Consider the following 26,251-nt stretch of genomic DNA (forward strand, 5'->3'; position numbering starts at 1 on the left):
CCTGTCTAAGTGAGTAATTTTGCCGCCCGTCTCAGCGCACAATACATCGTCTTTGGTGGACTCGACCTCTCGGACCCGTCATTCCATTGAAACGACGAGACCTCCGATGAGGCGATAGCGCCTGCACCAAGCTCCGCCACAGGAGACGCCAGGGAATCCGGTCCCCGGCTATTGCTCAGGGTGACTGCAATCTTCGCCTTCAAGAGATGGCGAGCGAAAACATGGGCGACGTTTGCTGCACCAATGATGCCAATACTCATAATCTTTCAGTCCTTTGATTGCTCTGAATCGACGTCAGCAGCACGATGCCGGTTCTTGCCGGTTGTTCGGCATGGACAACAGCGTCCGTGATCTGGGTGAGGTCATATTCGGCAGCGACGGGACACAGATCCGGTGTGGTGCGCGCCAATTCTATCGCCGTCCTGATATCCGCAGTCCGGACAGCCTCCGGCAAACCGGCCCAACGTCCGACCGAGACACCTTTCATGGTCAGACCGCGCGCGGGAAAGGAGAGCGGTGGGATGCTGATGGGGTGACCGGACAGGTCGCCATAACCGATGAACGAACCGCCATCGGCAAGCAACGCGATGAGGTCGCTGGCGAGAGGACCGCCGACCGGATCGAGCACCGCGCGTGCCGGCTTTCCCGCAGCGGCGGAACGAACCCGATCGCGCCAATCGTGATCTTCCGTCGTCACGATGGCGGCATCCGGGAAGGACGACCGCAGGGAAACCGCGCTTGCGTGCGTTCGAACGACGCCGACAACGGACAGCCCCTTGCGCAGCGCCAAGGTCATCGCAAGCTTGGCGACCGCCGATCCGGCGGCAGCCACCGCGCGCTGTTCGTCTGTCGAAAGCTCCTCGGTCGGAATCTTCTCGGGAAAAACGAACGGCCAGTTCAGATGAATGCCTGCGAGCCCTGCGGGCCTCATGTGGCCGAGGACCGTAGTAACTCTCGCGCCCCAATCGCCGCCTTGCGCCACCCATTTCGAATAGCCGAGCCGATGCATGAGCGTCACCCAGGCCTGGGCGATACGCACGAGGTTCCAGCCCTTGTCGATCAGCTTGTCGGAGAAGCCGAAGCCCGGCAGCGGGGGCACGACGACATGGAAGGCGTCCTCGGCCTTGCCGCCATGCGCCGTCGGATCGGTCAGCGGCCCAATGACCTTGAGGAACTCGACGACCGAGCCTGACCAGCCGTGCGTGAGGAGGATCGGCAAGGCATTCTCGTGCTTCGAGCGAACATGCAGGAAGTGGACGCCGAGACCGTCTATGCGGGTGCGAAATTGAGGAAAGGAATTCAGCCTCTTCTCAACCCGGTTGAGGTCATACCCGCTTCGCCAATAGTTCACGAGCGCTTGAAGCTTCGCTAGAGGAACGCCCTGGGACCAGTCGGTGACGGTTTCCCGTTCAGGCCAGCGGGTCGCGGCGCAGGGAACCAGGAAGGCGAAGCCGGTCAGGAGCGGGCTGAACCGATAGACGCGCTGGAATAGCTCCGTCGTGAAATAGGGCAGCACCATGAAGGTGCCCATGAACAGGAAGGTCAGCGCCATGGCCGTCGCCAGTCCGCCGCGCATGACCAGCCGAAGCGGCATGATGGGACTGGCACTGCGCGCTTCGATCAGGACGAGGAGGACGATCGCGGCGGCCGCGCTAAATAGGACCGGCCGGGACGCCCATCCCCATTGCGGGGCCTGAACCAACGTGAGGACAAGCAGCGTGATGCCAGCCGTTGAGGTCACGGCCCCGGGCAGGTCGAAGCCCTCGTGCTTGGAGACAGGTTCGTCGCGTGGGATGGCCTTGAGCGCTCCCAGGGCCACGGCGAGAGCGATCGGCACGTTGACGAAGAAGACGGACGGCCACCCTAGCGTCCCGACCAGAACGCCACCGACAAGAGAGCCGAGCGTCAGGCCGCTTGAGCCGGCAAGGCTCCACAGGCCGAGCGCGCGGTTGCGCTTCGGCCCTTCTTCGAACAGCGTGTTGATCAGCGAGACGGTGGCCGGAAAGAGAACGGCACCCCCCAGGCCTTGAATGGCGCGCGCCGCAACGATGGCGAGCGGCGATTGCGCGAGGCCGCCGAGCAGCGACGACGACGCATAGAGCGCCAGTCCGAGGATGAACATTCGTCGCCGCCTGAACAGGTCCGCCGCGCAACCGCCCAGCAGCAGGAAGCCGCCGAACATCACCGAATAGGCGCTGAATACCCATTGCAGAGACTGCGGCGAGAAGCCGAGCCGCATCCCGATCTCCGGCAACGCCACATAGACGATGTTGAAATCCAGCGCCGTGACGAGTTGGGCGCAGGCGAGGACCGTGAGCGCAAGACCCAGCCTCCGGCCGCCAGTCACGGCTTGTTCTTCAATGCTGCTCACGGTGTTCTCGCTGCGTACGACATTTTCTGTGAAAGGCGGCCAGCCGCCGAGGCTGGCCGCTTTCCTGGTGTTGCGGCTTAGACCTGCGCCGTACCGCCATCGACGAAGAGTTCCGCGCCGGTGACGAAGCTCGAATCGTCCGAAGCGAGGAAGACGGCCGCCTTGGCGATCTCCTCGGGCTCACCGACCCGGCCGGCGGGCACCTGGGTCGCCAGATAGTCGAGCAGACCCTTCTGGTTTGCCTCGTCGGGACCGGCCAGGTTGACGAGACCCGGCGTCCGCGTCGGACCGGGGCTGACGACGTTGACCCGGATGCGGCGCTCCTTGAGATCGAGAATCCAGCTCCGCGCGAGATTGCGCACCGCGGCCTTCGAGGCACTGTAAACGCTGAAATTCGCGGTGCCCGTGATTCCGGTGGTCGAACCGGTCAGGATCACCGAGGCGCCATCGACCAGCAGCGGCAATGCCTTCTGCACGGTGAAGATCAGGCCCTTCACATTGCGGCCGAAGGTGTCCTCGTAATGCTCCTCGGTGATCGCCCCGAGCGGCAGCATTGCGCCGCCGCCGGCCGCCACGAAGAGCACGTCGATGCGGCCCTTTGCGGTCTTCACCGCCTCGAACAACGCGTCGAGATCGGCGAGCTTGGCAGAGTCTGCTTGCACGCCGGTGGCGTTTGGGCCGATCGCCGCAACCGCCGCGTCAAGTTCGGCTTTGCGCCGGCCGGTGATGAAGACATGCGCGCCTTCCGCCGCGAATTGCTTGGCGGTTGCGAGACCGATACCTGTGGTCGCGCCGGTGACGACCGCGACCTTACCTTCGAGTTTCTGTGCCATCTGATGATCTCCGTTGGCGTTTCTGTCGCCAACAGAGGTATCGACATGTCTCAATTTCTAAAATAGAAATGACTGCAAACTATCGTTGCAGGATTGTCAATGTCGAGGATGCCGGATTTCGAGGGACTGGCGATGTTCGCCAAGGTAGCGGAGGAGCGATCCTTCGCCGCCGCCGCCCGCACCATGGGCGTTTCGGTCGCGACCGTCTCGCGTGGCGTCACCCGGCTCGAGGAGCGCCTCGGCGCCCGGCTGTTCAATCGCACGTCCCGCCAACTGGCGTTGACGGATTTCGGGCATACCTTGGCTGAACGGGCGACACGGATCTATTGCGAAGCGGAGGATGTAGAAAACGCAGCGCGCGAACTTTCCAGCCGGCCACGCGGGCTCATTCGTCTCGCTGTGCCGATGTCGTTCGGCTTGCGCTGGGTCGCGCCAATTCTGCCGTCCTTCTTCCGGCTCTATCCGGAGGTGGCGGTCGACCTGCACTTGAGCGATGCCGTGGTCGACCTCGTCGGAAACGGCTTCGACGCCGCCTTGCGCATCGCCGTTCTGCCGGATTCCTCGCTCGTCGCCAGGAAACTATGCCCGGTCGCGCCCTTTATCGTCGCGTCGCCGGCCTATCTCGCGGAGCATGGCCGCCCGACGCATCCCCGCGAACTCGACGGCCATCACTGCCTCGGCTATGCCTACCGCCCCCGCCAGGATATTTGGCGCTTCAGCAACGCGGCGGGGGAGGAAGAGACCGTTACGCCAACGGGGCCATTGCGCGTCACCAATGTCGATGCGCTGATACCGACGGTACTAGATGGCATCGGCATCGCCGAACTGCCGGAGTTCATCGCGGCGGAATATCTCACCGACGGCCGCATGGAAGCGATCCTGACGGACTGGACGCTCCCAAAAGGCGCGCTTTACTTCGTTACGCCTTCAGCCCGTGCGCGGCCGGCGAAGGTCGAGGCATTGGCGGATTTTTTGGCGGAACGTCTGTCCGAGCCGGCTTGGGCTGTGCAGCGCCGAAAGTGAAGCAACGCTGCGCAGTGTAGGGCATCGCGTTTATTTCCCACTACCAATGCCAAAGGACAATCACAAACGCGAAACGAAGCGTGCGCTTGAACTTCTCCGTTTGGCGAATGCCGTCATTCCTGTTCTGATAACGGCGGGGTCCATATACGTTCCACATATGAGTCAGAACCCCGTTACGACGCCGATTGATAGACCGCCACACCGGCGACGTCAGTATCATTTCAACTCGCCAAGCAGAGCGTCAGCGCCCTTGCGGATACCGGCTTTCGATGCTTCCAACGCAGATAATGTGGCGCCAACATTCAACGCATTCGGATACTGCTTGGTGATATAGGCATAGAGCAGTTGATTGGTCTGCGTGTCGTAAACCTCAACCGCATAACTTACCGAACCGGTCATACTCCCCTCGCCGCCACGTGTTGCCTGCACGGTGTTGTAAACGCCGCCTGCTATGTCAATGTGGGAGAGCGGGCCGAGGACAGCTGTCGTTTTTCTGGCGCCTGTCAGGGTCAGGCGAAGCCTCAGGGTTCCGGGTCCCGGCGTATTGGCGATCGCAAAGCGAGACCTCAGCTTCTCAGTGAATTCATTATGCATGTAGCTGGCAAGCTCGAACTTGTCCGCCTCTTCGAGTTTGACGAACTGGTTATCTCTACCGCTATAGATTGTTACGGGATCTACCATCATTTTGCCGTATCGCTGCCAGTTGACATCGCCCCGATATGTATAGGGGACCCGACCCGTCTTGTCCTGAGGGTTGGGCCGAAGTTCGGCGGCTGATGAAAGACCCGCATATACGGTCGGATCCGCGGTCGTGCATCCAGCGAGAACCACAACGGCGAAAGAGGCGAGGATACTGGCGTAATGGGTTTTGTTCAAATCAGGCTCCACGGTATCGGACGTCACCGGAAGCGAGTTCTATCGGGCCGCGCGTTGCAGTGTTTGCTTTAATGTTAGGAGATATTGCGCATGCCGCCGGCACTGCTGATTGCCGTCAGGCCCCGGCTTTCTGTCGTACCACGCGGCGGAAGCCGGATCTCCGCAACGAGCCCTTTGGGCTTTCCATCCAGGAGCACGAGACTTCCGCCATGCCCTTTCCGGATGATTCCTTCGGCGGTCGGGAGGCCGAGACCAAAACCGCCTCCCGTCCCGGTGGTCCGCGCGGTTTCGACCTTGAAGAAGGGCTGCAAGACCTTGACCTTGAGATCGTCGCTGAGGCCCGGCCCATTGTCGCTAACGCGGATTGAGACGCTGCCGTCCGCCGCCTCTCTGAGCTCGATATCAACCTTCGTGGCGTAGCGAGACGCATTCTCGACCAGATTGGAGATCGCGCGAGTGATCGCCTGCGGGCGACAAACGTATTTGAGGCGGCGAGGCCCGGAAAAGCTGACATTGGCGCCGGTTTCGCAGAAATCGGTCGCGATCGTCTGGAGCAGGCTGGAAAGATCGACCTTGCGGGAAGGCGCCGAATAGGCTGTGTTTGAAAGAAATGCGAGAGCTTCGTCAATCATCGAATCCAGAACCCTCAGGTCTTCGATCATTTTCTTCTGCAGTTCAGCGGGCTCGCAACGCTCCGCTCGCATGCGCAACCTCGTGAGCGGCGTGCGCAAATCATGGCTCATGCCGCTCAGCATTCTGGTTCGCGCTTCGGCCATCTCCAAGATCCTGCCGCGCATGACGTTGAGAGAGGTTGCGAGGCTTCTCAGTTCCGAAGAGCCTGTCACCGTGAACGGCATTTCCAGACCATCATCGGTGCTAGCCCTCTTGGCATCGGCCGCGAAGCGAATGAGTGGCTTCGTGATCAACCAACTGCTCACATAAGCGAGAATAATCAGAGGAAGAACGATCTTGAGGATCCCGCTTGCGACGGCAGGGAAGAACCACAAATACCGAGGAAACGTCGGCAGGTGGAAAAGGAGAGCCCTATCCTCATCGATCTTCACGATTAGCGGTCGCGATCTGTCTTCCTTATCCGGCAGATGACCAACAGTATAGAGGAAGCCATCCTCCAGCGCGCTTCGAACCCCCTGCAAGACGTTGGTGGCACTCGCCACGGTCAAACCGCCGGCCGGAAGATTTTTCGCAGACAGAACCTCCACCGAAAGGCCCAGTTGCTCAGCCAGGCGCGACACGTTCGCAGTGGCATCGGCAGAATGGGCCTGCGTGAATTCATCGACAACGCGCTCGATATGTCCGGCCAGCAGGCCAATCCTTATTCCCTGGTCGTGTCGGCCAAAGATGAAGGGCTCCGTAGTCGCAGCGATAACCGACACCAGGAGCGTCAGGAGGATCGCCAGGACAAGGATCTGTGCCCGGATGGAAGCGGTACGAAGACTGTTCACGGAAGCCTCCGGACGGTGGCTGCAAACAAATAACCGCCGAGGCGCACTGTCTTGATGAAGGCAGGCTCCTTGAGATTGGGTTCGATTTTCTGGCGGATGCGGCTGATGTGAGGATCTATGCTGCGCTCGATCGGGCCTGCTGAGCCGGCATGGGTCATCGACAAGAGCTGTTCGCGTGTCAGAACCTTATTGGGATTGCAACAGAACGCCCAAAGCAGATCGAACTCGGCCGTGGTCATCGAGACTTCGTCGCCGTCCGCATCGAACAGTTGTCGGCTGTTCCCATCAATCCGCCACCCGGAGAACGTCATTGTCGCGGAAACGTCTTCCCTCCGCTGCGAGAGAGAGCTCCGGCGCAAAATACTTTTTATGCGGGCCAGCAGTTCGCGAGAATTGAACGGCTTGGTGACGTAGTCGTCGGCGCCGAGTTCAAGCCCGAGAATCCGGTCGATATCTTCTCGGCGGGCAGTGAGCATGAGCATAGGAATGGAGCTCGATGCCCGCAACCGCATGCAGATATTAAATCCGTCTTCGCCTGGCAGCATCCCGTCGAGCACGATCAGATCGAACTTGCGGCGGTTGAGCTGCCGATCCATCTCGGCGCCGTTGCCAACGGAATACGCATCGAAGCCGTTGGCCTTCATCAAGTCGACCAGCATGCCGGCGATATCGGAATCGTCCTCCACGATGAGAATATTCGGGATGCTTGCGGTTCGTTCAACTAACGACATTCAAGTGGCCATCATGTGTTTTCGAGTGATCAAGGGCTCAGCACCCGTCAAGACGATCATCTCACCCGAGTACGGATGTGTCACGCCAGAACTCTGGCACAATCATCACCGTCCAGCGACAGTCGCGATGAAGCCGGCAATGTTTCCTGCCTTGTTTCGATAGTGCTCTCTAAGCTCTTTATGTCGCACATGACAAAATGCTCCGGCTAGAATAGCCAAACTGTCGTGATCTTCTGTTCTGAAATGTTGGGAAATGTTGGGATCCGCGCTTTTGCAACGTTTCCCGGTCAAGGCAGCCTCGGCTCGGTCCTCGCAGCACTTTATCAGGCTGGAGTTCGGAAGTTCGCAGCCATGCATGCGTTGATGGTAGATCCCGTACCGGTTCCGCCAATTCTGAAGCTGCGCTCGCAGCAACGTGTTTTCGTTTGTTAGCCCTTATTGCGTTCAAACCATCAGAACCTTCGTCATCAAATGAAATCTGCTGCAACACAAAAGAACACCCTGTCCTCCGAGAATCCGTTTCGATGGATGCGATGAAATTGCGTCCGGAGAAACTCATGGCGAACAATAGGCAATTGAAAGATGCCGTCTTCTCGCTGAGAGATGCCAAACGCATCCTCCACGCTCGCAAATCTCCGGATTTCCCGATCTGCTTGATTGGAAACGCCTTGTTGTGTGTGCTTGTCGCCAGCCCGTGGCAATTCGCGATCCTCAACATTCTCTGCCTTGCGACAGTCGCGGTCAGGTACGCAGGCCGAACCGCGGGACAGGACGAAGAGCGCGATGCCGCAAACCTATCCGCCCGGCGAGCGTTTCTGATTTTTTTGCTTCATATGCTGATTGCCTGCGATGTCGCGGCCGCGTTCATCGACAGCTTTTCTTCCAACGCCATCATCTAAGGCGTCCAGCCGGTCGAGGCCGGATCATTACTGATCCCACCCCCATTTTTTTCGCAACATTTCTCAATCAAAAGGCACACAGAACAAAACGGAACGGGCCAGGATCGGCGAACCGACGGCTGAGAGCCCTCGGACGTTTACCGGTTTAGCGACGGAAAGGATCGAACGATGAGACTACGCAAAGCTGCATTGGCCGCTGCCGTGATCATGATGGCTTCATCTGTGGTGCCTGCCAGGGCACAGGTCGTCATTCATAAGGGCCAGGATTCGGGATCTTATGACGACGATGCCCAGGTAGAGGCGGACTTCCTTCAGCGATGGAACAGCGATCATGACCGGCGAAGCAAATGGGCACCGCACCGGGCAAACTTCGGGCCGAACGATGCGGTTCGCCTGCTTGAGCGGCGGGGCTATCGCGTCAGAGACGTAAGGGATGTCGGCGAGCGCTTTTTGATCAGGGCCTGGCGTGACGGCGATGATCTACTGGTGAGCGTCTCGCGCGGGGGCGAGATCGTCGGTGTGGTCCATGACCAAGACTGACAAAGATCAGCGCAGATGCGCGCCGGTACCACATGGACATTCTGGACGAACGTTGGCGGCGGCCGCCGGCCGGCCTTGCGTTCTATGGCTGCCCAGACGTGGTTTTCGCCGCCGCAACAAAACTGAACATGAAAGCACACTCAGCAATCTTGCGGACGGCATAGTCACCTTATGAGCCGGGCCGATGCGACACGCGAACGCCTTTCCGTTGGTGCAATACATGAGGCACTTCCACTATGCATATCAAACTCTTCGTCGTTGGCGCTCTGGCGTCATTTCTGGCCGCCCCGGCCTTGGCAGCCGATCTCACCTACGAACATTCTGCGCCAGCCGCCGAGCAGGGTTATTCAGCCTATGACTGGTCTGGCTTTTATCTCGGTGCGCAGGGTGGTTACGTCTGGAATAAGGGAACAGGTCTCGGCACAGGCCGGAATCTCGACGACGGCACGGCCGGAGTTCATGCCGGATATAATTTCCAATCCGGCAACATCGTCTACGGTATCGAAAACGATTTTAACTACAGCTTTAAGGACAAGAAGGAGACAAATCTCGAGTGGGATGCGTCCGGCCGCGCTCGCGTCGGTTACGCCCTGGATCGAACGCTGTTCTTCGCGACAGCCGGTGTCGCTGCCGCCGGCGGCAAGGTTGACGTCCCTGCTGTCGGCAAGAAAGACGACATCCTGATCGGCTGGACGGCTGGCAGCGGCATCGAGCACGCCGTCACCGGCAACGTTATCGTTCGCGGCGAATACCGCTATTCGGATTTCGGAAACAAGGATTTCGGGTCGGCGTTCGGGAAATTTGGCGCCACACAGAACAAGATCCTCGTTGGCGCAAGCTACAAATTCTGAAAGAAAGCAACATTGGTGCGGTGCTAGCCAAGACCTCCAGGTTAACCGGCAATTGGGCTGACGACAAAATCTTCAGTCCGACGATCACGGGTATAGTTGAAAAGCTCGTCGGTCATGGCGACCGTCAATCTTGCCAGCCCTGTCCCTGCCGAGGGTCTGGGCTCTCCTAATTCTTCAATCGTTGCTACCTCCCTCGATATGAAAGGTCGACCAAAGAGATTCACACGCTCGTTTTCGACAGACATATGGATCGCGTAACACTCACGTTCATCAATTAAGATTATAGCTCTTGAAGGAAAACGAACGCGCGATCCACGCTATGACGTTGATGCAAAAGAGGTATGGAGAGTTTTGCGATCCGCTGCAGGCGCTGTTCCAATAGCCCAACGAGCCACGATCGCTAGAGTCTAAACCTTGGCCTTTTCCGCCGTCCAGACGAAAAGGTGCTACCGGTGTTCAGCAAAGACAACGCTGGCATCGCTGACGTTGGCGACATGGGAATAGGCGGCCTGCCTGGCCGCCTGAGCGTCCGCGCGCATAATCGCGGTGACGATGATGTCGTGCTCATCGAAGGATTTGGCCAGGCGCCCGGGAAGACGGAACTGCGCGCGACGGAAGGGCGCAAGTCGGGCGCGGGTCTGTGTCACCAGCTCGAAAATATGGTCGTTGTGCGCGCCACGATAGAGCTGGTTATGAAACTCGACATTGTATGTGGCATAATCTTCCTCGGCGCCTGCACGCACCAGCCGTGCGGAAGCGCGATGTTCGAGCTCCAGCGTTCGACGTTCATCAACGGTCATTCGTTCCGCAGATAGGCGCGCGCAAATGGCTTCCAGCTCCGCCATCGCCTCAAACATCGAATGCAGATAGGCACCACTAACATTCGTCACGACAGCGCTACGATTCGGTTCGCGGCCAACAAGACCCATCGCGCCAAGTTCGCGTAGCGCTTCGCGAACCGGGGTCCGCGATACCTCGAAGCGGCTAGCGAGTGTTATTTCGTCAAGCTTCTCCCCAGGCAGGAGCGCACCCGTTACAATCATATCCGCAACGGCCCGCACCATCTGTTCGACGGTCGTTCCGGCCCTGACAATTTCCTTGCGCTTGATCTGCTTCACAGGAATACGCGAATCCTTAGTTCGTGCATACAGATGTATGCACTCCGATAATAAAGTCAATTGTCGAGTTAATCATTTGTTTTTAAAATATATTTTTTCACGCTGAAACTCTCGCTCACAGCTCGTACGCATTCATCTTTCTAAATTCAGATTAAAAAAAGTGCATTGCCTACTTATGAGCACAGCTCGAATGAAATCTGCATGCACTTTTTGCCACCAAACATTCTCAAAAATCTTAATTCAATAATATCAATATCTTACTATCTGGCATGGGTATTGCATACACTTTCATGCAACTCTCTTCACGAACCGGGCTCCCGCCCTCAAGGAGCATTCCCATGACCAGACTCCTTCACATGAATCGCCGCAACTTTCTCCAGGCATCGGCAGCAGGCGCACTCGTCAGCGTCGCGCCGGGCCTTCTGGCATCTCGCGCCTACGCACAGACCGCGCTTACCGTCGGCTTCATCTATGTCGGTCCGAAAGATGACTACGGCTACAACCAGGCCCATGCCGAAGGCGCTGCCGTCGCCAAGGCACTTCCCGGCGTCACCGTTGTTGAAGAGGAAAACGTCCCCGAAACCGTCGACGTTCAAAAGACGATGGAATCGATGATCAATCTTGACGGCGCCACGCTGATCTTCCCGACCTCCTTCGGCTATTTCGATCCGCATATGCTGGCCATGGCCGCCAAATATCCCAACATCCAGTTTCGCCATTGCGGCGGCCTCTGGCAGGCCGGCAAGAATCCGGCCAATACCGGCTCCTATTTCGGCTACATCTTCCAGGGCCAGTATCTGAACGGCGTGACTGCCGGTTATGCCACGAAGAGCAAGAAGATCGGCTTTGTTGCCGCCAAGCCGATTCCGCAGGTTCTACAGAACATCAACGCCTTTTTGCTCGGTGCCCGCTCCGTCGATCCGGCCATCACCTGCCAGGTGATCTTCACCGGCGAATGGTCGCTGGCCGTCAAGGAGGCCGAGGCCACCAACGCGCTGATCGACCAGGGGGCCGACGTCATTACCTGCCATGTCGATAGCCCGAAGGTCGTCGTCGAAACCGCCGCCGGTCGTGGTGCCTTCGTCTGTGGCTATCACGCCAACCAGAGCCCCCTTGCTCCGGCCAAGTACCTGACCGGCGCGGAGTGGGCGTGGGGCAATGTCTACTCGGACTTCGTCAAGAAGGCGCAGGCCGGTGAAAAGCTTGGCAATTTCGTCCGCGGCGGGCTGAAGGATGGCTTCGTCAAGATGAGCCCGCTCGGACCTGGCGTTTCCGACGAATCCCGCAAGAAATTCGAGGCGACTCTGGCTCAGATGAAGGCCGGTAGCTTTTCGGTCTTCAAGGGCCCGATTAAGGACAATAAGGGCAACGTCGTCATCACTGCGGACAAGAGCTTCGCCGAGGACGCTATCGAACTCGAAAGCATGAACTATCTCGTCGAAGGCGTTGCCGGCTCCACAGCCTGATCATCGAGGGAGAAGCGTCATGACGGTTGAAGTCAACGAGTCCGCATTGTCCATCGCTGCGCAAAGACAGATGCTGCTGCGTCCCGCCCTCGAATGGATCGCGCGGCGGGCCGAGCCACTGGTGATCACGCTTGGCGCAATCCTGGTCGGCCTGGCACTGTTCTCCCTGTTTATCCTGGCGGTCGGCAAATCGCCGGCCGACCTCTATCGCTTCATGTACGCCGGCGGCTTCGGCAGCTGGTTTTCCATCCAAAACAGCCTGAGCCGCGCTTCTCCGCTGCTGCTCACCGCGCTCTGCGTCGCTTTGCCGGCGAGGCTAGGTCTCGTCATCATCGGCGGCGAAGGCGCCGTCGTTCTCGGCGGCGTGGCGGCAGCGGCGATCGCACTGCCGATCGTCGGCCTGTTACCGCCGATCATCGTTCTTGCTCTCATGGCGGTTGCCGCCATGGTGATGGGTGGTATCTGGATCGGCCTTGCCGGATTCCTGCGCCACTATCGCGGCGTCAACGAAACCATCTCTTCGCTGTTACTCGCCTATATCGCAATCGCTTTGATGAACCAGTTCGTCGAAGGTGCGCTGCGCGACCCGGCAAGCCTCAACAAGCCCTCCACCAAGCCGCTGCCGCACGACTACATGCTCGGCAACATCCCAGGCATGGATGTGCACTGGGGCCTCGTTATCGGTATCATCGCCTGTATCGTCTCGTGGATATTGCTCGAGATGACCAGCTATGGCTTCGCCGCTCGCATCGCCGGCGGCAATGTTCGAGCCGCACAGATCCAGGGTTTGCCTGTGGGACAATTGATCGCCGGTTTCACGGCGATTGCCGGCAGCTTCGCCGGGCTTGCCGGTATGATCGAGGTCGCCGCGGTCCAGGGCAGCGCCAATGCGTCACTTGCCGCCGGCTATGGTTATACCGGCATTCTCGTCGCCTTTCTAGCGCGGCACAATCCGCTGGCGATCATCCCTGTCGCCATTCTTCTTGGCGGTATCGATGCGTCCGGCGGCCTGATCCAGCGCCGCATGGGCCTGCCCGACGCGACGGTCCTCGTCCTACAGGGCACGCTCTTCATCGTGATCCTCTTCTGCGAAACCTTCTATGGCCGCTTCAAGATCTTCAATCCTGATCTCTGGAAAAGGAGTGCATGATGGACGATACAGCAATCGGTCTCTGGGGCGTACCCCTTGCCATCCTTGCCGGCGCTATCCGCGTCTCGACGCCCTTCATCTTCGTCAGCCTCGGCGAGACGATCACCGAGCGTTCCGGCCGCATCAATCTCGGCCTTGAGGGCACGCTCGTCTTCGGCGCCATGACGGCATATGCCGTCGCCGTGATGAGCGGCTCCGCCTGGCTCGGCGTTCTGGCTGCGATGGCGAGCGGGGCGACCTTCGGCGCGGTGCACGGCTGGATCTGCAAGTGGCCGAAGGTCAACGACATCGCCATAGGCATCGCCATGATGCAATTCGGCCTCGGCCTTGCCTTCTTTCTCGGCAAGTCCTTCATCCAGCCGGTCGCGCCGCACCTGCCGGCGATCCCCTTCGGTTTCTGGTCGAGCCTGCAGCCGGTGCAGGCGGCGTTGAATATCAATATACTTTTCATTCTCGGTGCGGTCCTCGCCCTCGTGCTCTGGTGGGCATTCGGGAACACCAGGATCGGCCTTATGCTGCGCGTCGTCGGCGACAGCACGGATGCGGCGCGCGCCATGGGCATCAATCCCGACCGTGTCCGGCTGCTGGCAACCGCCGTCGGCGGCTCGCTGGCGGCAATCGGCGGCGCCTATCTCTCGCTTTATTATCCGGGCTCCTGGAACGAGCGCATCTCATCAGGCCAGGGCCTGATGGCCGTGGCGCTGGTGATCTTCGCCCGCTGGAACCCGATCGGCTGCTTCGTGGCCGCAATTCTCTTTGGCGGTGCCGGGGCGCTCGGCCCGGCGCTGCAATCCGTCGGCGTGACGCAAGGATATTATCTGTTCTACGCCGCTCCCTACGTGCTGACGCTCGTCATCATGATCATCACGTCCTCGCCCACTCGCACGCTTAGCGGCGCTCCCGGCGCGCTTTCGCTCACCAAATAGGAAGGTCAGCCATGAACTATCCTGCCATTGCTCCCGCAAGCCAGACGCTGGCCTATATCGATGCCGATCCCTATGTCTGGCCCTATAATGGCGCCTTGCGACCTGGCAATACCGCCCTCATCATCATCGACATGCAGACGGACTTCTGCGGCCCCGGCGGCTATGTCGATCACATGGGTTACGACCTGTCGCTGGTGCGCGCGCCGATCGAGCCGATCAAACGGGTTCTGGCCGCCATGCGTGCCAAAGACTACCACATCATTCACACACGCGAGGGTCATCGACCCGATCTTGCCGATCTGCCCGCCAACAAGCGGTGGCGTTCGAAGCGCATCAATGCCGGCATTGGCGATGCCGGCCCTTGCGGTCGCATCCTCGTGCGCGGCGAGCCCGGCTGGGACATCATCGACGAGCTGAAGCCGATGGACGGCGAGACGATCATCGACAAGCCCGGCAAGGGGTCCTTCTGTGCTACCGACCTGGAGCTGATCCTCAACCAGAAGCGCATCGAGAACATCATTCTCACCGGCATCACCACTGACGTCTGCGTTCATACCACCATGCGCGAGGCGAACGATCGCGGCTTTGAATGCCTGCTGCTGGAGGACTGCTGCGGCGCGACCGATTATGGAAATCACCTCGCGGCCATCAAGATGGTGAAGATGCAGGGCGGCGTCTTCGGCTCTGTCTCCAATTCCGCGAACCTTGTGAGCCAATTGCCATGAGCGTCATCCGCGATACTCCCCTTCCGCAAGCCGGCAAGGCCGTCGGCATCGAGACGCACGAAATGACTATGCGTTTTGGCAGTTTTACGGCGCTCGACCATGTCTCCGTCAGCATTCCCGCCGGTACTTTTCACGCGCTGCTCGGCGAGAACGGCGCCGGCAAGTCGACCCTCGTGAAATGCCTCATGGGCTTCTACCACCAGACCTCTGGGTCGCTGTCGGTGGACGGCCACGAAGTCGCGGTTGCCTCCCCGAAGGATGCAGCTACCTACGGTCTTGGCATGGTTTACCAGCATTTTACGCTGGTGCCGTCGCTGACAGGTGCTGAAAACCTTGTCATCAGCCGCGCTGAAGTGCCAGCTATCGTCAACTGGGCCAAGGAACGCAAAGCGCTTGCCGTCTTCATGGAACGAATGCCCTTCAAGATCCCGCTCGATCGGCGGGTCAGCGAGCTTGCCGCCGGCGAAAAGCAGAAGCTCGAAATCGTCAAGCAGCTTTATCTCGGCCGCAGTTTCCTCATACTCGACGAACCGACCTCGGTGCTGACACCGGCTGAGGCCGATGAGATGCTCGGCCTTGTGCGAGACATGACCGAGCGCGGCGAACTGACCGTGTTGATGATCAGCCACAAATTCCATGAGGTGACGAAATTCGCCGATGCGGTCTCCATCCTGCGCCGCGGCAAGCTGGTTGGCGGCGGTAAAGTCGGAGAACTCTCGACAGACGATATGGCCTCGATGATGATTGGCGACATCAAGCTTGCTGAGCTCGACACGCGGGTTCCCGTCACGGATACGGCGAAAGCGGTGTTGCAGGTCGAGCGGGTCATAGCGCCCGACCGATCCGGTTTGAAAGCCATCGAAATCGACAGGCTGACAGTCCACTCAGGCGAGATCGTCGGCATCGCTGGCATTTCCGGTAATGGCCAAAAGGAACTGACGGAGATCCTTGCCGGGCAGCGGCCGACCCAGGAGGGATCGGTCAGTGTCAACGGCGAGATCTACGGCGCCACACGGGCCGAGACACGGAAAAACAACGTCCGCTTCATTCCCGAAGAGCCGTTGCAGAATGCCTGTGCGCCACGCATGACCGTCAGCGAAAATCTCGCCTTCCGCACCTTCGATCTGAAGGAGAACGGCACCGACGCGATCTGGCTGAACAGGGGCCGGATGAAGAAGCGCGCGATATCGCTGATCTCCGATTTCAAGGTGAAGACAGTTTCATCCTCCTCCCCGATTGCGGCGCTTTCCGGCGGCAACGTCCAGCGCGCCGTCTTAGCGCGGGAGCTGACGGGAGAGGTCGATCTGCTGATCGTCTCCAATCCCTGCTTCGGCCTCGACTTTTCCGCCGTTGCCGAAATCCGCGCCCGTATCATGCGTGCCCGCAATGCAGGAGCCGCTGTGCTGCTTTTGTCGGAGGACCTGGACGAGCTTCTGGAAATGTCAGATCGCATCATGGTGATCTCCGAAGGCAAGCTCGTCTACGAAACACCGGCGCAGACCGCGGATATCTCCGTGATTGGCGCGCATATGGCGGGGCATCACTGATGACAGATATCAAGGCTCAACCTTTTCCCTTCCCGTTGCAACGCGAGGCCGTAGCGTTGATCGTCATCGACATGCAGCGCGATTTTGCCGAGCCCGGCGGTTTCGGCGCCAGTCTCGGCAATGATGTCAGCCGCATCACGAAGATAATCCCTGACGTGAAGCGGCTGATCGCCGGCTTTCGCCATGCCGGCCTGCCGGTTATCCACACGATGGAATGCCACAAGCCCGACCTCTCCGACCTGCCGCCCGCCAAGCGCAGCCGCGGCAATCCTTCGCTCAGGATCGGTGACAAGGGACCGATGGGCCGCATTCTCATCGCCGGCGAACCGGGCACGGCCATCCTTCCCGAACTCGCCCCCATCGATGGCGAGATCGTCATCGAAAAACCGGGCAAGGGCGCCTTCTACGCCACCGAACTCGGCGATATCCTGAACCATAAGGATATCAAGCAGCTCGTTTTCGCCGGCGTCACCACGGAGGTCTGTGTGCAAACCACCATGCGCGAGGCCAATGATCGCGGCTATGAATGCTTGCTCGCCGAAGAAGCAACCGAAAGCTACTTCCCAGAGTTTAAAGCCGCGGCCATCGCGATGATCCGGGCGCAAGGCGCCATCGTCGGCTGGACGGCGCATGTCGACGATATCCTGGAGACGATCAGCCATGCCTGAAACGACACGCGAACTGTTGACGCTGGGGGGCTGGAAGGAGCTGACCTTTGGTCCGTTCCGGGATGGTGTTACCGTCCATTGGATTCAGCCCTTCAAGGGCGACCAACCGGGAGTCGCCCTGCTGAAATACGAGGTCGGCGCTTCTGTGCCCCGCCATCGGCACGAGGGCCTGGAGACCATTCTCGTGCTCGACGGCATACAATCGGATGAGGCCGGCGACTACGCCAAGGGCTGCTACATCGTCAATGCCGCCGGGACCGAGCATTCGGTCTGGAGTGATACGGGCTGCGTCGTCCTGATCCAGTGGGATCGGCCCGTCAGAATATTGGAAGAGGAAACCGCGTGACCAGCCCCGCCTTCGACATTTCCTCCCTGCATGCCTTCTATGCGAGCGGCGGCACGGTTGCTGCCCTCATAGAGGCCGTCTTTGCGCGCATTGCCGAGGTCGACGATCCCGGTATCTTCCTGCACCTTGCCGACAAGGAGAGCCTGCTTGAACAGGCGATCGCTCTCGGGGCCTTTGATCCGACGGAAAAACCACTCTGGGGCATCCCCTTTGCCGTCAAGGACAATATCGATGTTGCGGGCATGCCAACGACTGCCGCGTGCCCCGACTACACCTATATGCCGGACACCGACGCCACCGTCGTTCGCCTGCTGAAGGAGGCCGGCGCGCTGGTGATCGGCAAGACCAATCTCGATCAATTCGCAACCGGCCTCGTCGGCGTCCGCACGCCCTATCCTGTTCCGCGCAATGCCATCGATGCCGAACTGGTGCCGGGCGGCTCGAGTTCCGGCTCGGCCGTGGCGACGGCGCAGGGTATCGTCAGCTTTGCACTCGGCACCGACACCGCCGGGTCGGGTCGTATTCCAGCCGGCCTGAACAATATCGTCGGCATGAAACCGAGCCTCGGCGCATTGTCGACGAGCGGCGTCATCCCTGCCTGCCGCACGCTGGATTGCGTATCGATCTTCGCGCTGACGGTCGAAGATGCCTGGCGGGTCTTCATGGTCGCCGCCCGTCATGACGCCGCGGACGCTTATTCGAAGGCCGTCTCAACCGATGGCTTCGGCCGAACGCCATCGGCCTTAACCATTGGTGTGCCGACAAAGGCGGAGCGGCTCTTTTTCGGCGACGCCGTCATGGAAGCAGCCTATGACGACGCCTTACGCATGTTGGCGGAACTGGGCCATCGCCTGGTGGAAGTTCCCTTCGGCGATTTTTACCGAGTGGCGGAGCTACTTTATGAAGGCGCCTGGGTCGCGGAACGCTATGCCGCGGTGAAGGATTTCTTCGACGCCAACGAGGCAAGCTTTCACCCTGTCACGCGCAAGATCTACGGCGGCGCCAAACAGCTTTCGGCCGCAGACGCCTTTAAAGGCCTCTATGCTCTGCAAGACCTGAAACAGAAGGTCGCTCCGCTGATCGCTTCGGTCGATCTCCTCTGCGTGCCGACTGCCCCAAAGCATTATACGCGCGCGGATCTCGAGGCCGAACCGATCCGCGAGAATTCGCGTCTCGGGACCTACACCAACTTCGTCAACCTTCTCGATCTATGCGGCATCGCAGTGCCAACCGGCACACGCAGCGACGGTCGTCCAGCCAGCATCACTTTGCTGGCGCCTTCGGGACGCGACGGCCTCACCGCCTCGCTCGCGCTCGACATTCATGGGAGCAGCGGCTTGACGCTCGGCGCGACCGGATGGTTGCAGCCGGAGGCGAAAGATACGATCAGCGTTGACGAGGCCGGGCTGATCGATATCGCGGTTGTCGGTGCTCATCTCTCCGGCATGCCGCTAAACCCACAACTGCTTGCCCTTGGCAGTTGCTTTGTGCGGAAAGCACGCACAACGGATTGCTACCGGCTTTATGCCCTGCCGGGCCAGATACCGGCAAAGCCAGGGCTCCTCCGCGTCGAACAGACGACAGGCGGTCAAATCGATGTCGAGATCTGGCAAATGACGCCGGCCGCTTTCGGCCAATTTGTTGCGGCCATCCCCTCACCCCTCGGCATCGGCACCCTCTTCCTATCCGACGGAACTTCGGCCAAGGGATTTCTGGTCGAAGCCGCCGCCATCGCTGACGCGACTGACATCACCCACTATGGCGGATGGCGCAGTTATGTCGCGGCAACGACGTAAGGCCACAAGGTACATCGAATTGCCTGCCTTCGCGCGTGTAAAGGAAGTTCTTGCTACGTCTGATCGAATCTGCCCCCTACAGGATCCATACCGTTCTCACCGACAACGGCATCCAGTTCACCACGCCGGGGGCCGCGGTTCAGCCGTTCCGCTTATCAAGAAAGCAATCGCAAATGGCGAGATATTCCGGGCCCATGCCTTCGAATATTCCGGCGCCAGGGCCGATATCGAACACCGAACGACCAAGCCAAAACATTCGTGGACCAACGGCCAGGTCGAGCGAATGAACCGGACAATCAAGGATGCTACGGTCAAACGCTATTACTACGAGAGCCATGATCAGCTTCGCAAGCGCCTCACAGACTTTGTATCCGCATACAATTTCGGTCGCCGTCTCAAGACCCTCCAAGGCCTCACACCCTACGAATACATCTGTAAATGCTGGACAAAAGAGCCCGAACAATTCAAGCTCGATCCAACCCGTCAATTCCCCGGACTAAACAGCTAGGTGCGTAGTTCGCAGGCGGTGATGTCATGCCTGGTGGGCAGCGAGCCACCGAGGCTTAGCTTTTCCGCCTGCCACCCACCGCCTCACCCAACGCGACAACAGCCGCGCAGATCGCGACGAGAACAAGAGAGGCGGCCGAGGCGGCCGGAAGGTCGGTGCCGGTCTCCGAGACCTTGCTGTAGAGGACGAGTGGCAGGATGTTGACCTGAGTGCCGACGAGTGCGAGCGCCGTGCCGTAGGCGCCGATGGCGACGGCGGATGTCAGGCAGAAAGCGGCGACCAAACTCGGCATGATCTGCGGCAGCATGACGTCGAACAGCGCGCGAGTTCCGCCAGCACCAAGCGAGCGGGCGGCAATGAGCTGGTTGCGGTCGAAATTGCTGATCGCAGGCAAGACGATCAGCACGACGCGCGGCACGAGATAGTAGGAATAGGCAAGCCCGAGCCCGATCGGCGAGAAGATGAATGCGCCGGTGACGGCCGGATCGAGACCAAGTTCTGCAAGCAGCAGCGTTACAAAGCCGGAGCGGCCGAGAAGCAGAATGAAACCGTAGGCAACGATCAGGCCGGAGAATGTCAACGGTAGCGATATGGCGATGAGGGCGGCGGTGCGCAGTCCCGGCGCCAACCGCGATAGTGTTAGCGCGACGCAGAAGCCAATGGCGAGAGAAAACAATGGTGCTGCGGTTCCGAGGATCAGCGTGCCCCGAAGACCGTTCCAGAAGACCGGATCGGCAGCAAGGCGCACGAAGGCGCTGCCGCCATCCGAAACCGCGCCAACCAGAACGGCGCAGACGGGCACGAGGAAGAACAGGCAAAGCGTGACTATACCCGGCGCCGCAAAGGCAGCGAGCGTGGATGTTGAAGCGCGGGTGCTCATGATCGTCTCTCGTTGGAACGGATGAAGAAACAGGCGCCGTCCACGCATAACCTGCGCGGACGGCCATGGTGTCAGCGGCCTACTGGCCGAGAATGGCCTTGGCCCAGCCCGCGTCGATTTCGCCCTTCTTGGCGGTCGCATTGGCGATATCGAGCGGAACCACCTGCGGCGCCGTGGGCATTTTCGCCGCAACGGTCTCTGGCAGAGCAATGCCGGTAACGGCCGGGCGGACATAGCCTTCGGCGAAGATCTTCTGGCCTTCGTCGCTCATGATGAAGTTCAGCCACAGTTTGCCGGCATTCGGATTGGGGCCGTTCTTGACCAGCGAAATCGCGTAGGGCGCAGCGGCGGAGGCTTCCTTGGGGATAACGACTGCGACGCCGTCGCCCATTCCATCGACGAACTTCGCCTTCAGACCATCGTTCTCATAGCCGATCCAGATCGGGATCTCGCCCTTGAGGAACTGGGCATAGGGCGTGGTGCCGACGGTGCGCAGCACGTTGCCGGCCTTGGTCAGCTTGCCGAGATAGTCGATGCCAGGGGTGATATTGTCCATACTGCCGCCATTGCCAAAGGTAGCGGCGAAGGTGACCACCTGTCCCTGACCTGTCGAGCGCGGATCCTGATAGACAATCGCGTTCTTGTATTCGGGTTTCAAAAGGTCAGCCCAGCTCTGCGGCACGTTCTTCACTAGCTTGGTGTTGACGAGGAAAGCGACGCTCAGTGTGTGAACCGTCAACCATCGGCCGTCCTTTTCTCGCAGCGCCTCGGGCAGGCGGTCGAAGTTAGTCGGCTTGAAGCCCTCGACAACACCGGTCTTGGCAGCATCGAGCGCCGAAGCGGCAAAGTAATATGCGGTGTCGGCCTGCAGCCGGTTGCGCGATTTGTCGAGGGCGACGACGGTCGCTGCCGAACCGAGGTCGTTATAGACCATTTCGACTCCCGGGTAGCGCTTCTGGAAAGCCTTGAACTGGCCAGCCCAGTTGGCCCAGGTCGGGCCTGTGTCGAAGGACACGATAAGCCCTTCCTTGAGAGCGTTCTCGTAGAGCGCCTTCTCGCCCGAGTAGAGTTCAGGGCCGTCGAATGCGAAAGCTGTCTGAGCAAAGCCCAGCGCCATTGCGGCGGCTGCGGCGGTGCTGATGAATTGCCGTCTGTTCATGGAAAGTCCTCACTGGGTTGATAGGTTCAGTTGGCAGGAAGAAGACGCACGGCATCGGGCGGGATCGCCACGGAGGTCACCGGCTCGCGAAGATGGGTTTCAAGACGGATGAGCCCGCCGGACACGGCCAAATCGATACGCCGGATCGGACCGAGGTAGCGGTCGGCTGCAATGGTTCCGTCAAACTGGCCCGGAAGACCACCGCCGGTTGACCCGAAAACAGGCTCGATCCGCTCCGGACGCACAAAGACTGTCACCTGATCGCCGTTCGACCTGCCTCGCGTCTCGCAGGCAAGCGGGCCAATGGCAGTCTCGACAAGGCCGTCCGCCGCGATCTTTCCCTGCCAGAGATTGGACTGACCGACGAAGGCAGCGACATATGCATTGACCGGCGTTTCGTAGAGGTCGCGCGGCTTGCCGATCTGGATGAGGCGCCCTTCGCGCATCACCACCACCTTGTCGGCGATCGAGAGCGCCTCTTCCTGGTCGTGGGTGACGAGCAGCGTCGCGATACCGGAGGCGCGCTGTACACGCAGGATCTCGTCGCGCATTTCGACGCGCAGCCCGGCGTCGAGTGCCGATAGCGGCTCGTCGAGTAGAAGACCCTGCGGTTCGAAGACCAGGGCGCGGGCGAGCGCTACGCGCTGCTGCTGTCCGCCCGACAATGCGGTCGGCAGGTCGTCCGTGCGATTGCCCATGCCGACGCGGCCAAGCATGTCGACCGCCCGCGCGCGGCGGTCAGCCTTCGCGATGCCGCGCACCTTCAGCGGATAGGCGACATTCTCCCACAGCCGCATATGCGGGAAGAGGGCGTAGTTTTGGAACACGACACCAAGCCTGCGGGCCTCTGGTTCCCGGTCGCCGACATCCTTGCCGTCGATCAGGATGCGGCCGCTGGCGGGCTTCACAAACCCGGCCAGGAGCTTGAGGATGGTCGACTTGCCCGAGCCTGAGGCCCCGATGATCGCGAGTAACTCACCGCGGCCGATCTCAAGCGAGATGTCGAAGACACCGGTCGCCGCGCCGGGATAGGTATAGTTCACGTTTTCGTATCTGAGGGTCATGCGGATCTCGCTTTGGTGGAGCCGGCGAACCGGGCCGTCAGGCTGCTGGTCAGTGAGGCCAAGGCGGCAAGAATGAGAAGAACGATAGTCGCGGCACAGGCAAAGCCCGTTGCGCCGTAGAATGCCTGCAGCAGCACGACCGGATATGTGCGCGACAGGAAGCCGGAGATGAGGTTGGACAGTTGGAACTCGCCGATCGAAAGAGCCGCCACCGTCAGCATCGACGACATCAGGCTCGTTTGCAGCAGCGGAAACGTGACGTCACGCAGACGCTCGAAAAAGGAAGCGCCGAGCGTTGCGGCCGCATGCTCGTATTCGTCGAGGCGCAATTGCTCCATGTCGGCGACAAGCGCGGTCACCGTGTAGGGCAAAGTGAGGACAAGGTGGCCCGCCGCCAATAGCCAGAAACTGCCAAGCCACGGCAAGGCATCGGAGGAAAAGACGAGAATGAAGCCGAATGCGAGCACAAGCTCGGGCACTGCAACGGGCATCAGCGTAACGAGCCGAGCAGCCAGACGAACGCCGCCCCGCGCGCCGGCCTGGATGGCATAAGCGAGCGGCAAGCCGATCAGCATGTTCAGAAGGCAGGTCGTGCCGACGATCTGAAGACTGGTGATAAAGGCACGCCGAAAGCTGGTGTCGCTGGCGAGCTCCTCGTACCAGCGTCCAGTAAAGCCGGTCGGTAGAAGTGTGTTGCTCCAGCTTTCGCCAAAGGAACCGAGCGCAAGCAGCAGCACCGGGGCGGCCAGGAATATCAAATAGGCGATCGCGATGACGGGCAAGGCGGCACCCCTTCCTCTTGTTCAGATCAGGTCGTGCTCTCCTTTAGTCAATGCTTGTAATAGATTCATGACATATGGAAGAAATCTTACATTATCTTGAAGAGGTGCGCCGCAATTCGCTCAAGTGCCTCGTCCACCGTGGCGATCACGGACGCGCCAATGACGGGTGGAGCATCGGCCATTGCAAGGACGACCCGGTTAAACTGCAAGCCAAGCGCCATTTCCGAAAGCGTACCGACACCGCCGCCAATGGCAATCAGAGCGAGACAAGCCCGGGCGATGATGGCGTTCCGGGCCGGGCCGATACCAGAGGCAATGGGGATAGCGACATAAGGGTTCGCGGCCTGCCATTCCTCGTCCGGCAGGATGCCGATAGGCAGTCCACCCTTTGACGCGTGGCCCTTGCAAGCCGCTTCCATGACACCGGTCTTGCCGCCGCACAGCAGCTGCAGACCGTGATCCGCCAATGCTGCGCCCAACTGCTCTGCAAGGTCATATTGTGCCGGGGTTGCCTCTCTCGGGCCGATGATACCGATCGGAACGCGCTTCAGAGATTGGCGCACCGCCAATCTCTGAAGCGCCTGAGAAGGCGTCACATTCTCTGCGTTATGGTTGGAAATCGCGCCCGAAATCCACTCCAGTCCGGAGGGGTCAAAGATACGTTCTCCGCAAATCAATTGTCCGTCCCGCTCTATCCACTGCAATTTCATCATCCGGTGATCTGCTCCACTCGCCAGTTGCGTCCAGCCACGAGTCCTGTAAGCTATATGACACCGAGGGAAGATTTATGACAGATGAAGAAATACACCAAAGCGATGAGTTGACGCCCCGTCAGGCCAATATCGTCAAAATTGTTGGCGAACACGGTTATGCAACGCTCGAGGCGCTGTCGCAGCGTTTCGACGTTTCGATGCAATCGATCCGGCGCGACATCATTCATCTGGACCGGTTACGGCTCCTGCAAAGATTCCACGGGGGAGCCGGCCCAACCGAAGCAGAGGTCCGGCTAGGTTATGGCGAGAAGCGCTTACGCGCCGCAGACGCCAAGACCAGGATCGGGAAGGCTGCTGCGACGCTCATTCCCGACGGGGCCACGATCTTCCTCGATGTCGGCTCGACCGTCGAAGCCGTGGCTCGAAACCTGCGTGGCCGCCATGCGGACCTGCGCGTGTTCACCACTAGCCTCGCGACCGGGATGATCCTCGCAGGAGAGGCGGATCTTGAACTTCACGTTTTCGGCGGCAGGTCCCGTGGCGCAGACGGATCGCTGGCCGGCGCCGCAACGATCTCCGGAATTTCCGCTATCCGCTTCGACATGGCTTTTCTTGGCTATTCCGGCTTCGACGACGATGGCAGTGTCATGGACTACGACCTCGAGAAGATCGCGGTAAAACAGGCTGCCATTCGTCGCTCCGACGCGGCCATCATTGTTGGCGACCAATCGAAGTTTGAACGGCGCGCACTCGCACAGGTAGCACCTCTGACGCTGCTTACAAAGCTCGTTACCGACGGGCAGCCTCCGGAAAGGCTGAGCGAACTCTTTGATTCTGCCGGGCTTGAGGTTGTTACGCCGTGAAATCCTTCCTCGCTTGCTCCGATTGTCCGGCTTTTTAAGGCCGATCTTGGCAAACTCAAATGAGATCGCGGAGCTGGCAACCGGAACATCATGTAGCCCGGCAAATATCCTCGCACTACTGACCCAGCAGGCGGCTTAGTTTGAAGCGTCCCGTGGTCCAGCCCGAAGGGTTCACTCCATCCTCGGCTCAAAAGCCATGTCTCAAAGCCCGGGTCAGTTCTCAGCGGAAATCAACACCCGCACTCCGGATCGATACAGGCACATAGGTTGGCATCGCCAATAGAAAAATAGACCATGGTTTCCGGACCAAGTGGCTCTACCAAATCGATCTTGGCCTCAACGTTTGCGAGACCTGGGCGCTGTTGACGATCGCTGATCGATTCCGGCCGCATGCCGAAAACGACCGATTTTCCGGCATGGCGCGCATATTCGTTGACGCGCRCGTCYGGAACGGCAAGGGAAGTGCCGTCCTCCAGAATAACRGCGAGTCCCTTGCCGCTCGAAGCCAATTGTGCCGGAAGGAAATTCATTGCAGGCGAACCGATGAAGCCGGCGACGAACTGRCTGACGGGGCGATGATAGAGCTCCTGTGGTGGTCCCGCCTGTTCGATCACGCCACCGTTCATCACGACGACCCGATCGGCCATTGTCATGGCTTCCACCTGATCATGCGTGACATAGACTGTTGTCGTCGGCAGGAGTTGATGCAGGCGCTTGATTTCCGTGCGCATCTGAACGCGCAGTTTTGCATCGAGGTTGGAGAGCGGCTCGTCGAACAGAAAGACCTTGGGATTGCGTACGATGGCACGGCCCATAGCGACGCGCTGGCGCTGCCCGCCCGAGAGTTGACCGGGCCGGCGCTCCAAGAGTTCCCAAATATGTAGCGTTTCGGCCGCGCGCTGGATGCGGGCGCCAATTTCAACTTTGGCAAGCTTCTGCTGTTCGAGGCAAAA

General features: G+C 59.9%; 25 protein-coding genes and 2 pseudogenes. 14 read left to right on the forward strand and 13 right to left on the reverse strand.

What is annotated here, in order from left to right; all coding sequences use genetic code 11:
* Positions 1–5 precede the first annotated feature (5 nt).
* From QD409_RS27615 to QD409_RS27625, 3 genes are all read right to left on the reverse strand, one after another.
* Complete coding sequence (locus QD409_RS27615; protein ID WP_430764163.1) at positions 6–260, reverse strand: NAD(P)-binding domain-containing protein; 255 nt, start codon at positions 258–260, stop codon at positions 6–8.
* Positions 257–2,371 (reverse strand): MFS transporter, encoded by a 2,115-nt coding sequence (locus QD409_RS27620; protein WP_430764164.1) that lies wholly within the window; start codon positions 2,369–2,371, stop codon positions 257–259. Before QD409_RS27620 ends, QD409_RS27615 begins: the two co-directional genes overlap by 4 nt.
* Before the next feature lie 77 nt (positions 2,372–2,448).
* The gene (locus tag QD409_RS27625; protein WP_430764165.1) at positions 2,449–3,204 is read right to left on the reverse strand and encodes an SDR family oxidoreductase; all 756 of its coding nucleotides are present in this window, start codon (positions 3,202–3,204) and stop codon (positions 2,449–2,451) included.
* 99 nt (positions 3,205–3,303) lie between these two features.
* Between QD409_RS27625 and QD409_RS27630 the strand changes: the two genes are divergently transcribed.
* Positions 3,304–4,227: a LysR family transcriptional regulator gene (locus tag QD409_RS27630; RefSeq protein WP_092852935.1), complete on the forward strand. Its 924-nt coding sequence runs from the start codon at positions 3,304–3,306 to the stop codon at positions 4,225–4,227.
* A gap of 216 nt (positions 4,228–4,443) precedes the next feature.
* Here QD409_RS27630 and QD409_RS27635 read toward each other — a convergent pair whose 3' ends face one another.
* The 3 genes from QD409_RS27635 to QD409_RS27645 form a co-directional block, all read right to left on the reverse strand.
* The gene (locus tag QD409_RS27635; RefSeq protein WP_430764166.1) at positions 4,444–5,103 is read right to left on the reverse strand and encodes a DUF3313 domain-containing protein; all 660 of its coding nucleotides are present in this window, start codon (positions 5,101–5,103) and stop codon (positions 4,444–4,446) included.
* Between the two features lie 74 nt (positions 5,104–5,177).
* Entirely contained in the window at positions 5,178–6,566 is a 1,389-nt protein-coding gene (locus tag QD409_RS27640; RefSeq protein WP_430764167.1) for an ATP-binding protein, read from the reverse strand.
* A complete protein-coding gene (locus QD409_RS27645; protein ID WP_430764168.1) occupies positions 6,563–7,297 on the reverse strand; it encodes a response regulator in 735 nt (244 codons plus the stop codon). The genes QD409_RS27640 and QD409_RS27645 overlap by 4 nt, the downstream gene beginning before the upstream one ends.
* Positions 7,298–7,722: 425 nt before the next feature.
* Here QD409_RS27645 and QD409_RS27650 point away from each other — a divergent pair, with 425 nt between their 5' ends.
* The 3 genes from QD409_RS27650 to QD409_RS27660 all read left to right on the forward strand — a co-directional run bounded on the left by QD409_RS27650 (position 7,723) and on the right by QD409_RS27660 (position 9,587).
* Positions 7,723–8,196, forward strand: coding sequence for a hypothetical protein (locus QD409_RS27650; RefSeq protein WP_430764169.1), 474 nt, complete (start codon positions 7,723–7,725; stop codon positions 8,194–8,196).
* A 168-nt stretch (positions 8,197–8,364) separates the two neighbouring features.
* Complete coding sequence (locus QD409_RS27655) at positions 8,365–8,736, forward strand: hypothetical protein (RefSeq protein WP_430764170.1); 372 nt, start codon at positions 8,365–8,367, stop codon at positions 8,734–8,736.
* 236 nt (positions 8,737–8,972) lie between these two features.
* A complete protein-coding gene (locus QD409_RS27660) occupies positions 8,973–9,587 on the forward strand; it encodes an outer membrane protein (RefSeq protein WP_430764171.1) in 615 nt (204 codons plus the stop codon).
* Positions 9,588–10,033: 446 nt separating this feature from the next.
* Here the strand turns inward: QD409_RS27660 and QD409_RS27665 are convergent, their stop codons facing one another.
* Positions 10,034–10,705 (reverse strand): GntR family transcriptional regulator, encoded by a 672-nt coding sequence (locus tag QD409_RS27665; RefSeq protein ID WP_092852949.1) that lies wholly within the window; start codon positions 10,703–10,705, stop codon positions 10,034–10,036.
* A 338-nt stretch (positions 10,706–11,043) separates the two neighbouring features.
* Between QD409_RS27665 and QD409_RS27670 the strand changes: the two genes are divergently transcribed.
* From QD409_RS27670 to QD409_RS27710, 9 genes and pseudogenes are all read left to right on the forward strand, one after another.
* Complete coding sequence (locus tag QD409_RS27670; RefSeq protein ID WP_430764172.1) at positions 11,044–12,171, forward strand: BMP family ABC transporter substrate-binding protein; 1,128 nt, start codon at positions 11,044–11,046, stop codon at positions 12,169–12,171.
* A 19-nt stretch (positions 12,172–12,190) separates the two neighbouring features.
* Positions 12,191–13,321, forward strand: a complete 1,131-nt coding sequence (locus tag QD409_RS27675) for an ABC transporter permease (protein ID WP_430764173.1) — start codon at positions 12,191–12,193, stop codon at positions 13,319–13,321.
* Positions 13,321–14,247: an ABC transporter permease gene (locus QD409_RS27680; RefSeq protein ID WP_430764174.1), complete on the forward strand. Its 927-nt coding sequence runs from the start codon at positions 13,321–13,323 to the stop codon at positions 14,245–14,247. Before QD409_RS27675 ends, QD409_RS27680 begins: the two co-directional genes overlap by 1 nt.
* A gap of 11 nt (positions 14,248–14,258) precedes the next feature.
* Positions 14,259–14,972 (forward strand): biuret amidohydrolase, encoded by a 714-nt coding sequence (gene biuH / locus QD409_RS27685; protein WP_430764175.1) that lies wholly within the window; start codon positions 14,259–14,261, stop codon positions 14,970–14,972.
* Positions 14,969–16,519, forward strand: a complete 1,551-nt coding sequence (locus QD409_RS27690; RefSeq protein ID WP_430764176.1) for an ABC transporter ATP-binding protein — start codon at positions 14,969–14,971, stop codon at positions 16,517–16,519. The genes biuH and QD409_RS27690 overlap by 4 nt, the downstream gene beginning before the upstream one ends.
* Positions 16,519–17,187, forward strand: coding sequence for a cysteine hydrolase family protein (locus QD409_RS27695; RefSeq protein WP_430764177.1), 669 nt, complete (start codon positions 16,519–16,521; stop codon positions 17,185–17,187). Before QD409_RS27690 ends, QD409_RS27695 begins: the two co-directional genes overlap by 1 nt.
* Positions 17,180–17,533 carry a cupin domain-containing protein gene (locus tag QD409_RS27700; protein WP_092852961.1) on the forward strand — a complete coding sequence of 118 codons (354 nt, stop codon included), beginning with the start codon at positions 17,180–17,182 and terminating at the stop codon, positions 17,531–17,533. Before QD409_RS27695 ends, QD409_RS27700 begins: the two co-directional genes overlap by 8 nt.
* On the forward strand, positions 17,530–19,329 hold the full coding sequence (gene atzF, locus QD409_RS27705; protein ID WP_430764178.1) for an allophanate hydrolase: 1,800 nt from the start codon (positions 17,530–17,532) through the stop codon (positions 19,327–19,329). The genes QD409_RS27700 and atzF overlap by 4 nt, the downstream gene beginning before the upstream one ends.
* Positions 19,330–19,373: 44 nt before the next feature.
* Positions 19,374–19,837 (forward strand): annotated as a pseudogene (locus tag QD409_RS27710) (integrase core domain-containing protein); the annotation flags it as partial.
* A 55-nt stretch (positions 19,838–19,892) separates the two neighbouring features.
* Here QD409_RS27710 and QD409_RS27715 read toward each other — a convergent pair.
* The 5 genes from QD409_RS27715 to QD409_RS27735 form a co-directional block, all read right to left on the reverse strand.
* Positions 19,893–20,717, reverse strand: a complete 825-nt coding sequence (locus QD409_RS27715) for an ABC transporter permease (RefSeq protein ID WP_139115090.1) — start codon at positions 20,715–20,717, stop codon at positions 19,893–19,895.
* Positions 20,718–20,796: 79 nt separating this feature from the next.
* Entirely contained in the window at positions 20,797–21,876 is a 1,080-nt protein-coding gene (locus QD409_RS27720) for an extracellular solute-binding protein (RefSeq protein WP_430764179.1), read from the reverse strand.
* Between the two features lie 26 nt (positions 21,877–21,902).
* Positions 21,903–22,940 carry an ABC transporter ATP-binding protein gene (locus QD409_RS27725; protein WP_092852967.1) on the reverse strand — a complete coding sequence of 346 codons (1,038 nt, stop codon included), beginning with the start codon at positions 22,938–22,940 and terminating at the stop codon, positions 21,903–21,905.
* Positions 22,937–23,722, reverse strand: a complete 786-nt coding sequence (locus QD409_RS27730) for an ABC transporter permease (RefSeq protein ID WP_092852969.1) — start codon at positions 23,720–23,722, stop codon at positions 22,937–22,939. Before QD409_RS27730 ends, QD409_RS27725 begins: the two co-directional genes overlap by 4 nt.
* An 86-nt stretch (positions 23,723–23,808) precedes the next feature.
* Positions 23,809–24,435 (reverse strand): TIGR00725 family protein, encoded by a 627-nt coding sequence (locus tag QD409_RS27735; RefSeq protein WP_430764180.1) that lies wholly within the window; start codon positions 24,433–24,435, stop codon positions 23,809–23,811.
* 74 nt (positions 24,436–24,509) lie between these two features.
* Here QD409_RS27735 and QD409_RS27740 point away from each other — a divergent pair, with 74 nt between their 5' ends.
* The gene (locus tag QD409_RS27740) at positions 24,510–25,298 is read left to right on the forward strand and encodes a DeoR/GlpR family DNA-binding transcription regulator (RefSeq protein ID WP_092852973.1); all 789 of its coding nucleotides are present in this window, start codon (positions 24,510–24,512) and stop codon (positions 25,296–25,298) included.
* Between the two features lie 236 nt (positions 25,299–25,534).
* On the opposite strand, the pseudogene QD409_RS27745 reads toward QD409_RS27740, so the two are convergent.
* A pseudogene (locus QD409_RS27745) lies at positions 25,535–26,251 on the reverse strand (ABC transporter ATP-binding protein); the annotation flags it as partial.

Origin of the sequence: Rhizobium sp. BR 315, from assembly GCF_050577975.1 — a bacterium.
Classification (GTDB): Bacteria; Pseudomonadota; Alphaproteobacteria; order Rhizobiales; family Rhizobiaceae; genus Rhizobium; species Rhizobium miluonense.

Coding starts and splice junctions, on each gene's coding strand:
- QD409_RS27615 (WP_430764163.1), bottom strand. CDS start 260: ATGAGTATTGGCATCATTGGTGCAGCAAACGTCGCCCATGTTTTCGCT.
- QD409_RS27625 (WP_430764165.1), bottom strand. CDS start 3,204: ATGGCACAGAAACTCGAAGGTAAGGTCGCGGTCGTCACCGGCGCGACC.
- QD409_RS27630 (WP_092852935.1), top strand. CDS start 3,304: ATGTCGAGGATGCCGGATTTCGAGGGACTGGCGATGTTCGCCAAGGTA.
- QD409_RS27645 (WP_430764168.1), bottom strand. CDS start 7,297: ATGTCGTTAGTTGAACGAACCGCAAGCATCCCGAATATTCTCATCGTG.
- QD409_RS27655 (WP_430764170.1), top strand. CDS start 8,365: ATGAGACTACGCAAAGCTGCATTGGCCGCTGCCGTGATCATGATGGCT.
- QD409_RS27660 (WP_430764171.1), top strand. CDS start 8,973: ATGCATATCAAACTCTTCGTCGTTGGCGCTCTGGCGTCATTTCTGGCC.
- QD409_RS27670 (WP_430764172.1), top strand. CDS start 11,044: ATGACCAGACTCCTTCACATGAATCGCCGCAACTTTCTCCAGGCATCG.
- QD409_RS27675 (WP_430764173.1), top strand. CDS start 12,191: ATGACGGTTGAAGTCAACGAGTCCGCATTGTCCATCGCTGCGCAAAGA.
- QD409_RS27680 (WP_430764174.1), top strand. CDS start 13,321: ATGGACGATACAGCAATCGGTCTCTGGGGCGTACCCCTTGCCATCCTT.
- biuH (WP_430764175.1), top strand. CDS start 14,259: ATGAACTATCCTGCCATTGCTCCCGCAAGCCAGACGCTGGCCTATATC.
- QD409_RS27690 (WP_430764176.1), top strand. CDS start 14,969: ATGAGCGTCATCCGCGATACTCCCCTTCCGCAAGCCGGCAAGGCCGTC.
- QD409_RS27695 (WP_430764177.1), top strand. CDS start 16,519: ATGACAGATATCAAGGCTCAACCTTTTCCCTTCCCGTTGCAACGCGAG.
- QD409_RS27700 (WP_092852961.1), top strand. CDS start 17,180: ATGCCTGAAACGACACGCGAACTGTTGACGCTGGGGGGCTGGAAGGAG.
- QD409_RS27715 (WP_139115090.1), bottom strand. CDS start 20,717: ATGAGCACCCGCGCTTCAACATCCACGCTCGCTGCCTTTGCGGCGCCG.
- QD409_RS27720 (WP_430764179.1), bottom strand. CDS start 21,876: ATGAACAGACGGCAATTCATCAGCACCGCCGCAGCCGCCGCAATGGCG.
- QD409_RS27725 (WP_092852967.1), bottom strand. CDS start 22,940: ATGACCCTCAGATACGAAAACGTGAACTATACCTATCCCGGCGCGGCG.
- QD409_RS27735 (WP_430764180.1), bottom strand. CDS start 24,435: ATGATGAAATTGCAGTGGATAGAGCGGGACGGACAATTGATTTGCGGA.
- QD409_RS27740 (WP_092852973.1), top strand. CDS start 24,510: ATGACAGATGAAGAAATACACCAAAGCGATGAGTTGACGCCCCGTCAG.